This is a genomic window from Mangrovibacillus cuniculi (assembly GCF_015482585.1).
Taxonomy (GTDB): Bacteria; Bacillota; Bacilli; order Bacillales; family R1DC41; genus Mangrovibacillus; species Mangrovibacillus cuniculi.
The window spans coordinates 1,154,664-1,168,094 of the sequence record NZ_CP049742.1 but is presented as its reverse complement, the minus strand read 5'-3'; the positions used below and the strand labels follow the sequence as shown (position 1 = coordinate 1,168,094).

16 protein-coding genes are annotated in these 13,431 nt (G+C 36.4%); 11 read left to right on the top strand and 5 right to left on the bottom strand.

What is annotated here, in order from left to right; genetic code table 11:
- Nucleotides 1-132 precede the first annotated feature (132 nt).
- From G8O30_RS05935 to G8O30_RS05920, 4 genes are read left to right on the top strand one after another with little or no spacing between them, the layout of a single operon-like run.
- On the top strand, nucleotides 133-540 hold the full coding sequence (locus G8O30_RS05935) for a GntR family transcriptional regulator (RefSeq protein ID WP_239674058.1): 408 nt from the start codon (nucleotides 133-135) through the stop codon (nucleotides 538-540).
- Nucleotides 515-1,417: an ABC transporter ATP-binding protein gene (locus G8O30_RS05930; protein WP_239674057.1), complete on the top strand. Its 903-nt coding sequence runs from the start codon at nucleotides 515-517 to the stop codon at nucleotides 1,415-1,417. Before G8O30_RS05935 ends, G8O30_RS05930 begins: the two co-directional genes overlap by 26 nt.
- Nucleotides 1,389-3,125 (top strand): hypothetical protein, encoded by a 1,737-nt coding sequence (locus G8O30_RS05925; protein ID WP_239674056.1) that lies wholly within the window; start codon nucleotides 1,389-1,391, stop codon nucleotides 3,123-3,125. The genes G8O30_RS05930 and G8O30_RS05925 overlap by 29 nt, the downstream gene beginning before the upstream one ends.
- A gap of 17 nt (nucleotides 3,126-3,142) precedes the next feature.
- On the top strand, nucleotides 3,143-3,661 hold the full coding sequence (locus tag G8O30_RS05920; protein ID WP_239674055.1) for a hypothetical protein: 519 nt from the start codon (nucleotides 3,143-3,145) through the stop codon (nucleotides 3,659-3,661).
- A gap of 68 nt (nucleotides 3,662-3,729) precedes the next feature.
- On the opposite strand, the gene msrA is transcribed toward G8O30_RS05920, so the two are convergent.
- Nucleotides 3,730-4,254 (bottom strand): peptide-methionine (S)-S-oxide reductase MsrA, encoded by a 525-nt coding sequence (gene msrA / locus G8O30_RS05915; protein ID WP_239674504.1) that lies wholly within the window; start codon nucleotides 4,252-4,254, stop codon nucleotides 3,730-3,732.
- A 164-nt stretch (nucleotides 4,255-4,418) separates the two neighbouring features.
- On the opposite strand from msrA, the gene G8O30_RS05910 reads away from it, so the two are divergent.
- Together G8O30_RS05910 and G8O30_RS05905 are read left to right on the top strand one after the other, a co-directional pair.
- Nucleotides 4,419-5,336 (top strand): FkbM family methyltransferase, encoded by a 918-nt coding sequence (locus G8O30_RS05910; protein WP_239674054.1) that lies wholly within the window; start codon nucleotides 4,419-4,421, stop codon nucleotides 5,334-5,336.
- Nucleotides 5,337-5,507: 171 nt separating this feature from the next.
- Nucleotides 5,508-5,708 (top strand): cold-shock protein, encoded by a 201-nt coding sequence (locus G8O30_RS05905; protein ID WP_239674053.1) that lies wholly within the window; start codon nucleotides 5,508-5,510, stop codon nucleotides 5,706-5,708.
- An 84-nt stretch (nucleotides 5,709-5,792) separates the two neighbouring features.
- Here G8O30_RS05905 and G8O30_RS05900 read toward each other — a convergent pair whose 3' ends face one another.
- Nucleotides 5,793-6,329 (bottom strand): DUF3231 family protein, encoded by a 537-nt coding sequence (locus G8O30_RS05900; RefSeq protein ID WP_239674052.1) that lies wholly within the window; start codon nucleotides 6,327-6,329, stop codon nucleotides 5,793-5,795.
- A gap of 445 nt (nucleotides 6,330-6,774) precedes the next feature.
- Here G8O30_RS05900 and rpmG point away from each other — a divergent pair, with 445 nt between their 5' ends.
- The 3 genes from rpmG to G8O30_RS05885 all read left to right on the top strand — a co-directional run bounded on the left by rpmG (nucleotide 6,775) and on the right by G8O30_RS05885 (nucleotide 7,639).
- Nucleotides 6,775-6,924 (top strand): 50S ribosomal protein L33, encoded by a 150-nt coding sequence (gene rpmG / locus G8O30_RS05895; protein WP_239674051.1) that lies wholly within the window; start codon nucleotides 6,775-6,777, stop codon nucleotides 6,922-6,924.
- Between the two features lie 70 nt (nucleotides 6,925-6,994).
- Nucleotides 6,995-7,243 (top strand): type B 50S ribosomal protein L31, encoded by a 249-nt coding sequence (locus G8O30_RS05890; protein ID WP_239674050.1) that lies wholly within the window; start codon nucleotides 6,995-6,997, stop codon nucleotides 7,241-7,243.
- Between the two features lie 114 nt (nucleotides 7,244-7,357).
- A complete protein-coding gene (locus G8O30_RS05885; RefSeq protein WP_239674049.1) occupies nucleotides 7,358-7,639 on the top strand; it encodes a hypothetical protein in 282 nt (93 codons plus the stop codon).
- Between the two features lie 108 nt (nucleotides 7,640-7,747).
- Here G8O30_RS05885 and G8O30_RS05880 read toward each other — a convergent pair whose 3' ends face one another.
- The gene (locus G8O30_RS05880; RefSeq protein WP_239674048.1) at nucleotides 7,748-9,331 is read right to left on the bottom strand and encodes a YndJ family protein; all 1,584 of its coding nucleotides are present in this window, start codon (nucleotides 9,329-9,331) and stop codon (nucleotides 7,748-7,750) included.
- Nucleotides 9,332-9,449: 118 nt separating this feature from the next.
- Between G8O30_RS05880 and G8O30_RS05875 the strand changes: the two genes are divergently transcribed.
- Both G8O30_RS05875 and G8O30_RS05870 read left to right on the top strand, forming a co-directional pair.
- Entirely contained in the window at nucleotides 9,450-9,971 is a 522-nt protein-coding gene (locus tag G8O30_RS05875; RefSeq protein WP_239674047.1) for a type 1 glutamine amidotransferase domain-containing protein, read from the top strand.
- 340 nt (nucleotides 9,972-10,311) lie between these two features.
- Nucleotides 10,312-11,646 (top strand): alkaline phosphatase, encoded by a 1,335-nt coding sequence (locus G8O30_RS05870; protein ID WP_239674046.1) that lies wholly within the window; start codon nucleotides 10,312-10,314, stop codon nucleotides 11,644-11,646.
- A 15-nt stretch (nucleotides 11,647-11,661) separates the two neighbouring features.
- On the opposite strand, the gene G8O30_RS05865 is transcribed toward G8O30_RS05870, so the two are convergent.
- On the bottom strand, nucleotides 11,662-12,708 hold the full coding sequence (locus tag G8O30_RS05865; protein WP_239674045.1) for a DUF2515 family protein: 1,047 nt from the start codon (nucleotides 12,706-12,708) through the stop codon (nucleotides 11,662-11,664).
- Nucleotides 12,692-13,417, bottom strand: coding sequence for a YwaF family protein (locus G8O30_RS05860; protein ID WP_239674044.1), 726 nt, complete (start codon nucleotides 13,415-13,417; stop codon nucleotides 12,692-12,694). Before G8O30_RS05860 ends, G8O30_RS05865 begins: the two co-directional genes overlap by 17 nt.
- Between the last annotated feature and the right edge of the window lie 14 nt (nucleotides 13,418-13,431).

Below are 13,431 nucleotides of genomic sequence, written 5' to 3'. Positions count from 1 at the left end.
CGAACAAAGCGAATGTAACGTTCTTGAAATAAATACGTCATATTTATGGAAATATTAAGTAGACATTAATTGTACTATGACATATAATACAGTTAAGACAGATAATACACTTATTGGTAAAGGAGGGAAAAAATGATACAGCTTGATATTAGAAGTAGACAACCAATCTATGAGCAGCTTATTGAAGGATTAAAGAATCGAATTATTCATGAAGAGTTGCAAGCAGATGAACAACTTCCATCCGTCCGTTCTTTAGCAAAAGACTTAACAATAAACCCTAACACCATTCAAAAAGCATACAGGGAACTAGAAAATCAAGGGTACATTTATTCAGTCCCAGGAAAAGGAAGCTTCATTGCTCCGCAAGCTAAACAAAAGAAAGAGGAGAAGGTGGAAGAAATGAAAGAACAATTGAAACAACTGTTCTCAGAAGCGCTTTTTCTAGGGGTTAAAAAAGAGGACATTATGCAGTTGTTACTAGAAGTAGAGACGGATTCGAAAGGAGGGCAAGTAAATGATCAAGGTGACAAACGTTTCTAAAAGCTTTGAAAAAGAAGCGGTAGTAAATCAATTATCGATGCACGTGAAAAAGGGTTCTATTTACGGACTATTAGGTTCAAATGGTGCTGGTAAAACGACGTTAATGAAAATGCTTGCGGGACTATATAAGCCGGATAGTGGATCGGTTGTAATTGACTCCCAGGAAGTATTTGAAAACGTTCCTTTAAAAGAAAGAGTTATTTTCCTACCAGATACGTTATACTTCTTTCACCAAGCCACCATTGAGCAAATGGCTACTTTTTATAGAAGAACTTATCCGCGTTGGAATGAAAAAAGATATCAACAATTGAAACAAGTCTTTGACATTGATACTTCCCGTAAAATTCACCGGTTGTCTAAAGGGATGCAACGTCAGGTTGCCTTTTGGCTAGTGTTCTCATCCATGCCAGATATTTTAATTTTAGATGAACCAATTGATGGTCTGGATGCTGTTATGCGTGGAAAAATAAAAAATATATTAGTCCAGGAAGTTGCGGAAAGAAACATGACAGTATTGATTTCTTCTCATAACTTGAGAGAAGTGGAAGATCTGTGTGACCATGTGGGAATTATGCATCGTGGACAATTACTTATAGAGCGTGATTTAGACGATTTGAAATCGGACGTTCACAAAATTCAAGTAGCGATTAGCGAGGAAAAAGAGGAGGGCTTCCTATCGGAATTAACAGTACTTCACAAAGAGAGAAGAGGGTCCATCTTAATTAGTATTGTTAAAGGGGAACCATCTAAAGTTGAGAAGTATGTGAAAACGTGGAATTCACCAGTGTTTGACATTCTACCTTTAACACTAGAAGAGATTTTTGTTTATGAAATGGGGGATCATGGCTATGCAATCGAAAACATCCTTATTCAGTAGGGCGATTATAGGGCAGAATATTCGTTCTGTTACTTGGTTGAGTGTTTTATATACTATTATTCTACTATTTGCTTATCCTGTTGCTATGCTGACCATCATTTCTAATGAGTATTCATCCAATACAGGAGAAGATTTAGCGAACTACATGCAATTTGGATCATTTGGGACTTCTGTCTTTTTGCTAATTGTACCGTTAATTTTTAGTATCGTTTTGTTCCGATATTTACACACACCATTAGCAAGTGATTATTTGCATTCACTTCCTTTTAAGAGAGATACACATTTCATTTCTAATTTTATTTGTGGACTTGTTGGATTAATTGCACCACTTATCATCTCCAGTATATCAATTCTGCTAGTAGTATCTTTGAATGGATACAGTGATGCGGTGGGTACAAGCGATGTTCTCGTTTGGATGGCAACAAATATCCTTGGTCACGTATTATTCTATATAATAGCGACGTTTGTTTTAATGATCACAGGGCTTACATTCGTCAATATTGTTTTATATTTCATTTTCATTTTTTATCCTTTTTTCATTACTTTGTTAGCAATTAGTAATATGAGACATAGTATTTTAGGATTCCCAATGGAGTATTACATTGAAGAATCATTTGAATACCTTCTTTATATCGCAACTTTTGTGCAGGCGTATACATCTCCCTTTACATTAGGGGAGTGGTTAACATTTAGTTTTATGGCAGCGGTACTATTTGCTTTAACCTGGTTAGCTTATAGAATTAGACCATTAGAAGTGGCAACCCAGTCTATAGCTTTCTCTGCTTTACGACCAGTCATTTTATACGGTATTACGTTCTTCTTTACATTAATGTTCGGAGCGTTTTTCTTTGAAACAAACGGGAAAGATTCCTGGGCATACTTTGGTTATGTAACAGGTTCTTTTTTAGGATTTACTATTACGGAAATGGTGTTACAAAAAAGTTGGAGAATTGGAAAGTCGTTCCGTAAGTTGGGCGTATATATGCTAGTCGTAGTAGCTATGGTTATTGGTCTGAAATTGGATATCACAGGGTTTGAAGGTCGTGTCCCTGAAGCTTCTGAAGTGAAGAGAGTGTGGTTCTCAGAGGATCAGTGGGCGTATCAAGAGTTTAAAAGATTTGAGCAGAACGAGAGTGAATTTTACCAAATGAATATTAATCAAGTAGGTTCACAATTTTATGCTCAACCCGAAAACGTGGAGGCTATCGTCCAGCTACATGAAAAGATTCTTTCAGAAAATTTAGCTAGGGAGTATGACCGTAACTATCGTCCAGATGATTTTAGATTATTTATAATTTATGAATTGGAAAATGGGAATGTACAATCAAGGTTGTATACAGTACCCGAAAAGGTTGTTAGTGAGATGTTGTCCCCTGTTTTAGAATCCTCTGAAACGAAAGACATGGTAGATTACTTTACTGATTTAGAAGAGAAGGATTACAAACTAAGCGATGTACGAATTGGATATCCAAATGGTAATTCAAAATTTGTTAGTAATGATGCCGAAATTTCGTCATTACTGAATGCCATTCAAAATGATTCTGATAATTTAAAAGGCGAAAATAGATTTGTAGAACCTGGGTATGCTAGTAACTATTATCTAGAGGTAACTTTTAAAAAGAAATATAAAACACAACATACTATTTATTTGGAAGTATATGATTCCTATAAAGATACAAAGAAATGGATCGAGAATTTCACAAATTAGGTAGGAGGAGAGCAGAGTTGAAACATAAAGTAATCTTTACAGTCATATGTTTCTGCTTTTGTTCCCTGTTCTTTGTAGCAGAAGAAAAAAGCAAACCTCTGACCCAAAATGAGCAAGCAACTTTTTTAGTGAAGCAATTGCCAATGAGAGATTTATTTTCAACTCTCTCTCTGACAGATGATGTGCTTGAAATTGCTTACACCAGTAACAAACCGTCAGTGTTACCTAAATCTGATCCCGTTATTGATAGTTCAACTGTGGACATTTTAAAAGGGAATCTTGCTTTGTTCTCCATCATTTCCGATGAAGTAACAAAGATAAAGATATCTTACGACGACATAACGATCGAAGCTAGTAGACAAGAGATAGAGAGAGAAATAGCTTCAGTGTTTGTTAATCTTCCAACCGATAAAGAGATGCATCAAAGTGAAATAATTGCTTCTTTTGTAGCAGAAAACCACGATGCAATGATACGTTTAGTAAAGACATGGAATGGATTTGTCACGGTAGACCGCGCCGCTGCAACTGCTATTTAAAACCCTTGCCGAGTGGCAAGGGTTTTTTGTGAAGTAAAAACATGATTTGTCATTTGTGGTGATTTATCTTACTTCCAGTTTGCTTCAATAAACTCGTCACGACCAGACTTTGCTCGATCTTCTTTATATTCCTTAGGATTCTTCTTATAAAAATCTTGATGATAGTCTTCAGCAGGAATAAATGCCAACGCAGGGCGAACTTCTGTCACAATTGGGTCTTTAAATCTTCCGCTGTCTGCGATTGCCTGCTTGCTTTTTTCTGCTAACTCACGTTGTTCTTCTGTGTGATAGAAGATGGCTGTTCTGTATTGGCTGCCTCTATCTTGGAATTGTCCTTCGTCGTCCGTAGGATCAATTTGTGGCCAATATAAATCTAATAATTGTTGATATGGAAAAACTGCTGGATCAAACGTAATTTGCACCACTTCTAAATGACCTGTTTCTCCTGTTTTCACTTCTTTATACGAAACGTTTTCCGACGAACCTCCCATATATCCTGAAACGATTCCTTCTATACCAGGAAGTTCATCAAAAGGCTTTACCATACACCAAAAACATCCACCTGCAAACGTGGCTTGTTCTACTTTTTTCATCATAAACTCCTCCTTTAATGATTTAGCTGATTATAACAAAATAGAGAAGCAGAATACACTATTTCTGCATAATAATAACATAATTTCTTAACAACCTATTTACATTGATTTGGTATAATTGGCGAACAATCATATTAGTTCATTACCCAAGGAGGATTATACACATGCCTATGAAGGCTGTTTTACGAAAACCCATATTCTCAAGAATGTGGGAGAGACATCCAAGAATCTGGAAAATAATTATTGACTTTGGAGTATTTTTGAAATATAAAACGATCAATTCAACTAAATTACCATCTAAAGTAACCTTGCCAACTGGACAAGGAATATTTGTCAATGCTGCTGAAAATCGCGGGAAAGCAATTCTATTAAAAGATGGTGTAACGCAAGAATCTCTTACGGCATTTTGGGTAAAAACGGTAGAAGAATTTAAGCCTACAATTGTGCTAGACATAGGAGTAAATTACGGGGAATGTATTTTTTCTACAGTCTATGACAAAAGTACGTCTATTTATGGAATAGAAGCAAATGAAAAATTACTTCCTTATATAATTCAGTCGAAAGAACAACATCCAAACCGAGAGCAAATGAACATTATTCAAGCATTTGCATCAGACCGTTCTAAAGGAGAGCAAATTTTTTACGTTGATACACATTGGTCTGGAACGTCATCTGCATCACATGAACCTCAACATAAGATGGTTGAGGCGACAACCGTTCAAACAATCTCTGTTGATGATTTATTAGAACAATCCGTTCAGGAAAGCGACAGGCTTCTGTTTAAAATCGATGTAGAAGGCTTTGAAGCGTATGTCATAAAAGGAATGGAACGGATTCTTCGTAGGATGGATAATGTTATTGGTTTTATGGAATTTGATAGTTATTACATTCAAAAATCTGGCGTCAATGTGGATATGTTTTTAGAAAAATTGCAGAGAGATTTTACTATCTCCTTTTATTCACATGAACAAACTATTGTTCAACTTGATGATATGAATGTAAACAATCTACAAAACTACTTTGGAACGGAATATGTGCATACGGATTTTATTTTAGAAAAAAGGGCTTCTACATTGTCATAACAGAGGGTTTCGTGCATATACTACTAGGTGTAAGGATTGTGAAATTTGACTTTGACGACAAATTTCGGTATTATTAATTAAATACCCAATTAATTCCTGCGCCTCAGTTGAATGATAACTAGTTGGATTTAGTTGAACTGGTGGTCGGCACGGAAGCTTAGGAGGTCCTACATGTATAACCGTAAACCACAGGAAGAGGTCGTGAAAGAAGAAACAAAAATTTGGGAATGTGCTTCTCCTGATTGCAATGGTTGGATTCGCGATAATTTTACATCCGAGGCTGAACCATTATGCCCACTATGTCAATCGTCTATGAGTGAGGCATCAAGATTATTAGAAGTAGTTCATAACCCAAGTCGAGTAATTTCATAGTTCCACTGTTCATTTAACGATTTTACAAGGACCAAGAACAACCCCCGTCATGTAGTTGATGGGGGTTTGTTTTTGCTAATTCCTTCATAGTTTTTGGCCCCACGCAGGAGGAACTTTTAGCCACCCTTTTTGAATCAGGGTTTTCTTCAATTTAATGTTATAGGTTAACGTGTTGCTTAATAGATCTGAGAAGAAATAGCCTACATCCATGCGGATGCATTGTGCAAGTGAAGTCCCCGCAAAAGAAATATACGTTGCTGTTTTAACGCTAAGGAAATTAGCTATTTCTTCATCTGTGAATCGAACCCCAATTGGTACATCTTTTGATTCACTATCAGGCTTTTCTTGACTCACAGGAGGAAGAGGAATACCTTCTCGTTTGAAAAAGTCTTTTAGTGTGTTAATACCACGTTCTGTTTCAATATGTGCTGATTGAATAGCATTAATTAGATCTTTATCTGTCGTCGTATTTAAAAACACACCGTAAAAAGCAATTGCTTCACACATCATGGTATAAATAGTCCAAAGTGCCATTACTTCTCCGACATGCAGATCTGTCTCTGGTTCTCCGTCAAATTTGGTTTTTAATGTACTCCAAATGGCCTCTAAAGGATTTTGCACAGATAACACCTCCCCTACTATGATGTCTCATATATCCAGAACTATTACGGGAGTTGTTAAAACTTCAAAATCTCTCCAAAAAGTAACTTTAATATAGCAAATAACTAATTTTTATTAGCCAACTTTATGGTATAATGTATGAAGGGAGTGAAAGTAGTGTATACAGAGAAGAAGTACTCATTACCATGGACAGTTGAATAATGAACCGTTACAATTTGGCGTCCTACTGATGTGCCATTAAATAGGAAATTACCTGTTATATATACATATGACGGCCTAAATATGTTTTTTGATAAAAAAGCACTTAGATGGGGCTTCGAATTGAATTGAACCCTTTCCACTATTACATTCCGCTATACAGAAAAAATACTTGACAGTAGTCCCGAAATTTTATACAATCCAATTCGTGAATGATTTCGGTTTTTACAAAGAAGGAGGCAGAACTATGCGCGTTAATATCACGTTACAATGCACTGAAACGGGTGACCGTAACTATATCACTAAAAAGAACAAGCGTAACAACCCAGACCGTTTAGAGCTTAAAAAGTACAGCCCACGCCTTAAGCGTGTGACTCTTCACCGCGAAACGAAGTAATACTTTTCTAAACGACTAGGTAAGCTCGTGCTTACTTATATTATTTTCTTGAAGAAAGGAGGAAAACAACATGAAAGCAGGAATTCATCCTAACTACCGTAAAGTAGTATTCATGGATACAAACAGTGGTTTCAAATTCATCACTGGTTCAACTATGCATACTGCAGAAACAATCGATTGGGAAGATGGTACTACTTACCCTCTAATTAAAGTAGAGGTAACTTCTGACACTCATCCATTCTACACTGGACGTCAAAAGTTCGCGGACAAAGGTGGCCGCGTAGACCGCTTCTTAGAGAAATACAACATGAAGAAGTAATTCTTTATGGGACAAGGAAGGCATTTGCTTTCCTTGTTTTTTTATGGCCTTTTTTGGATAAGCAGGCGGTTTAAGTAAAAGATAATCCTAAGACAAGCTTAGGAGGGAAAATCTATGAATGAAAAAGAGATGCAACAGCAAGAAGCGGCAGAAGCAAATGTAAAATTGGAACAGGAACTACATAGCGGTGCAGTAGAGCCAAAGATTGATTCTCAACGCCATTCACAGTTAGTAGGTGGTATGAGTTCTCCGATAGATGTAGAACAGACAGAAGCTAACATGGCCATTGAACGTTACTTCTATGGAGCAAATGCAGAAGAGGTAGAGGAAAATACGCTTCCTGCTTATGCTAATCCGGGTATGGCTACTGTTAGAGTAACAAAGCAGGAAGACTGAGTTTTATGGGCGTGCTATTCTCTCCTAAAGGAAAGTTTCCGCTACTGAGAACAGAATAGAGCAATTCCACTTCTAAAGTAAAAGGAAGCGACCATCAGCCGCTTCCTTTTACTTTTTATAAATATCATAATGAATGGTCAAGAATGGCAGCCCGAAAATTTTCATGTGATGAATTGCTTTAAGTGATTGTTCATCAACTTTTCTAATTAGAAAGTTCTCAGAAAGAGGTAAAGTAACTCTATATCCTTTAACGAAAAGATATACACCCGTTTGATCGTCTGAGGAACTAGTTATCTTAATAGATTCACGTAGATCTTCTGAGTGAACGGAAAGTATCCCCATCATCGTGCAAAATGGGAGAGGTAAGGAGATGCTCATATAATTAACTCCAGCATTATCTTCATAAATAGAATAAATAGCTTGGAATATTTTTTCCCCTTTAATTGCTCTACTCCAAACTCTAGGTTTTTCTCTTCCATCCAACTGTTTAGAAACGGATGAGATTTCTCCAGTCATTTCTTGTCTCGTTGAAATTACTGGCAAATGAAGCTGTTGAAACTTCTTTGATATCACATGCCAACAAAGTGCTAGAGGGTAAAACAAATAATTCCACCTAACAGAAGAGAACAAAGAATATTGTGAAGTGTTTTCATAAAAGTCTTTTATTACATCAGGACAATTAGATAGCTTAAATGTAGAGAAATCATCGACTAATCCACTAGGATGTAATCCAGCTTCAATAGGTACAACTACAGGAAGGCCACCAGTAACGTGACTCTTCTGAAAAGTAGGGGACATAAACCTCTGTCTAGGAAAGGATACTAACCATGATAAAATTCCTACTAATCCGAAGCAAAGACAATTTGTTATTCCATGGAATAGAATCATTGTTGCAATACTAATTTCGGTACCAAATCCAACTCTCGCTACAGCGTATAGTAATGACCAGCTAAGACTGAAAAACAAAGAACCAATACTGAAGAGCACTAGCATTTTTTGATACTTCTTAGGGAAGGTAGTTTTTAAAATATGCGTAAACAAAAAGCCAATTCCTATTAGATAAAACATTACGGAAAACAGTTCTAATAACCTGGAAACACTAATACCTATCGCTACCCAGATTGGAGCTAGTCCTATAAAGGTTGCAGCAATTTTGTAAACCATTGTTTTGTGTACTCTACCAACTAATCCTGTAAATATGAGAAGCAAGAATGCGGCATAGTGAAAGTGAATACTTGTCATCCAAGTAATGATAGGGGAGAAGCCTGTTTGAATTTCTCCAACATGCGCGAAATACCACATACCACCGATTGGCAAATAGATAAATGCCCAATCGATTATTCCTTCTTCTATGTACCGATTGCCACGTGAGAGTAGCCTCTCTAATCCAATTAGAGCTGTGACGGTTGTATATAGTAAATATACGCCAGCAAAGACTAGATCTAATGATGTAGAGGAGGTAACAGAGAGACAAGTGACGGATAGCACTCCTATTATAGAAGCAATGATCCAATATGGTGTTAACTTATGTGAACGAATGATTTGAAGTGTTATAATTGGAACTAAGACGACTTGAGCAAAAGTTAAAATAAGTTCATACCATGGTCCTTGATAAAAAAAGACAGAAACCATGAAGAGACAGATGTACACGATAAAAAGGATGTATTTTCTTTTTTGATATACTGCTGACATACTTCTTCCCCCATTTCTTCCCTATTATTCTAGCATACGTAAAATAGGATGTTTAGGGTAAGGACAACTATGGGAATAGTATGTATGTATATGCTTACGACAAGAAGGAGGAAAAATAATGCGATTAGAAGGTAAAAAGATATTGCAGATAGTGAGTGATGATTTTGAAGATTTGGAACTGTGGTATCCTGTGCTGCGTTTAAGAGAAGAAGGTGCTTCCGTAATCATAGCTGGAGAAGAAGGGCAAAAGACATACATAGGTAAATATGGTGTGCCAATTCAAAGTGATGTTTCTTTCTCCAAAGTAACAATTGAAGAGTTCGACGCACTTTTAGTTCCAGGTGGATGGTCTCCCGATAAGTTAAGAAGATATGATGAAGTGTTAAACTTTGTTAAACATATGGACAAAAAACAAAAGCCAATCGGCCAAATTTGCCATGCGGGTTGGGTGTTAATATCTGCTGATGTATTAAGAGGCAAGAAAGTAACAAGTACGCCAGGTATTAAGCATGACATGATGAATGCAGGTGCGGAGTGGGTAGATGAACCAGTTGTAGTAGATGGTCATATTATCTCTAGTCGACGCCCGCCAGACCTTCCTGACTATATGAGAGAATTTATTCAGGTGTTAGAAAAATAAAAGTAAGAACAAGCAAAGGGAAGTAAAACCCTTTGTTTTTTTATGAGGAACTTTTGAAGTTTATAGATGTAAAATTCGTTACAAGTATGTAAATCAATTAAACTATTGATACATATATGATTTTGCACAAACAGATTTACATCTGTAACGAACTTGTTAGGTAAAATACATCTAATTCCCTCTTGAATATAAAAAAACGAAACTAACTAACTAGAATGGATATTCTTTCATGGTACTTTTGATAGAACATTCGTCATCAACCTTTAATCTTCTATTTATCTTCTATTAACAAAAACTTGTTAAAGTATGTTCAAGCAAGTAATTGATAGGAGGAATAAAAATGTTAAAGAAAATGGCTAGTGTTGCATTAGTAAGCTCTATCGTTGTGTCAGGTGCATATGTAGGAATGAATGAGACTACCGCAGGAGCAAAGAAAAATTCAGATGAGCAATTCAAGAATGGAAAAGTTAAAAATGTTATCTATATGATTCCTGATGGATTTGATGCTAGTTATGCGACCAACTATCGCTGGTTTAATGGAGAAGATTCCTCTTTTGATCCTCATGTAAAAGGATTAATGAAAACTTATTCAGCAGATACAGAAGTAACAGATTCAGCTGCTGCTGGTACAGCTATGGCGACAGGTGTTAAAACGAATAATGGTATGGTGGGAGTAACACCTGATGGAGAAGAAGTAGATTCTATTTTAGATGCTGCAGAACGTGGAAAGAAAGCAACAGGTCTAGTAGCAACTTCTAGAATTACTCACGCAACTCCAGCTGTATTCGGTGCAAGTGTAAATGCAAGAAGTAACGAAGCTGGTATTGCACCCCAATACTTCCAAAATGGTGTAGATGTTCTTCTTGGTGGAGGCCGCGACTACTTCACAAGTGAAGAAGCCGGCGGGAAACAACCAGAAGGAGATCTAATTTCTAAAGCAAAAAATGATGGCTATGAATATATTACAAATAAAGAGGAATTATTGAATGCACAAGGCGGAAAATTACTTGGTTTATTTGCCGAGGGACCAATGTCTCCAGAAATGCATCGTAGTGAAACGGAAGAACCTAGTTTATCTGAGATGACAACTGCAGCTATTGGTGCATTAGAACAAGATAAAGATGGTTTCTTCTTAATGGTAGAAGGTTCACAAATTGATTGGGCTGGACATGCACACGATGCTGCTTGGGCGATGAACGATACAAAAGCTTTTGATGAAGCGGTAGAAGCAGCAATTGAGTATGCAAAGAAAGATGGAAACACTTTAGTAGTAGTGGCTGGTGACCATGAAACAGGAGGTATGTCTGTAGGTTCGAACGGACAGTATGATCTAAATATTGATATCCTTCATGATGTAAAAGCTACTGGAGACTATATGGTAACAAAGCTAAATGATGATAGGAGTAACCTAAAGGAAGTAGTGAAAGAATATACTTCTCTTGATTTAACAGAGGAAGAAGTTGCTAAGATTAAATCTGCTGAAAAAACGGCGATTGCTATTAATGAAGTAGTTTCTGATCGTGCGTTAATCGGATGGACAAGTACTGCTCATACAGGTACTGATTTACCAGTATATGCATTTGGTCCAAAATCTAACAAGTTTCATGGACTACTAGAAAATACGGATCTACCAAACATTATGGCTAAGGTTATGAAGGTAGATTTGAAAAATTAAGGTCAAAAAACGCCCCTATTCATTAGGAGCGTTTTTTCTCTTATATTGTAGATAGGATGTAAGCCAATCTTTTTTCTTCCATGCACTTTTATGCATGCGGCTTCTGTTAAAACCATTTTTTGAAATCGTATAAGCTTCGTAAAAATCTTTGATTAGCAATTCTTCTTTTGGAATATACCAGTCTTGTGTAGGCATAGGACGTATCGAGCGATCTTCCCATGCATGTTTTAACGACGGACTAAAGATTCTGTTGTTTTTTTGCCTGTTACTAGAAAAATGAAATGGCCAATAGTCTTGCCTAGAAGCGGTATGAGGTTGATTGGTTGCAAATGATAGATAGCTAGCAACTTTATCATTTGATTGGAATAGTAATTTGTACAAGGAAAAACCTGTTTGAATCCTACTTCTATCATCTAAAAAAGAATCGATACTTATCCCATACAAAGAATTCTTCCAGAACGTCTTTTTCGGAAAAACAATGTCTGTCCAACCCATTTTTTCTTGAAATCGATATTTAAGAGAATGAAAAAGGTCTACATAAGAAGAGGATTGATCAAGCAGTCGTGTTTGCAACATTTTTTGTTCATTTATTATTAAGGAGCACGTCATAAACATAGATGGAAAGATTTCTTGCTGAAACGCTTGTTGCCACTTTTCTATCATAAATTTACTAACTGAAAAAAGAGAAAGAAGAGGAAACAAGTCTTCTTTCTTTTTTTTACAGAATTCCCACATCAGTAATTGTGGATATGCGTCTTTAAAAATCCAAGCATTAGCGGTTTCTAATAAAGAGAAAGTTAGGTCAATTTCTTTGGAAGATAATACGGAAGGTAATATATCTCCCTTCAAATCCGTCATTTGATAGCCGCCATTGCGTGAAACCATATGCGCTAAAAAAGCCCAATGCACTTCAGGGTTCGCATGAAAGAAGGATAAGTAAGCAGCAGTTCTTGTAACATTGTTGCGATTATTTGTCTCAGTTTTCTTTTGTATGTTCTTTACTAATTCTCTTGTCTCTGGAAACAAAATAATCGGTGAACTACCATTAGTTTTCACCGACATGAACGTTTCCTTTCTGTAACAATTTATATAGTCCTGCTAAGCCAAGAAAAATCCCTAAAGCTAGGGCACTTAATGAAAAAACATAGTAAGGGTATGGTCCTAGTACATCTAAAAGGGAAGCGGTAGACGGTTTCCTTTGAAGGAACATATAATTTCCACCTGTAGATCGATTGATAAAAATAATGATACAAGCCAAAACTAATAAAGTAGAAAACGAGATAACAGCGTTACGGAATGTTGGAACGATGTCTTTTACTACAACTGCATAAATAGCTACTAAGATGATAGCCATATGAATATAGAAAAAATGGAAAAAACGAAAGTGCGGAAAGCCGATAAATAAGACCGGTGTTAGAACAGCTTGTAAAGCACCTGCAATACCTGCGTAATAAAGAAAAGTACCAGCAGGTTTCCAGCCAGTTAAAAGAAACAAGATACAAGTGTATAAGGTAATGCTACACAGTTCTAAAGGTAAAGAAGTAGAAACGCTCCAATACCCAGTTTGTAGTAACCACCAATAGTAACCCCATTCTACCGTAAGAAGTGTTATTCCTAGGAAGATTTCTATTTTTCGATTATTATTATTTCGTAATGAATTGCGTGAAAATATCATAATAGCTGCTATCGTGAAGAGTAGAAAAATCATGATGAGATGCGATAAACTTCCAAATGAAAAAGGATTACCTTTATCCGCCCAAAACCACTCCATTGTGTACCTCCAAA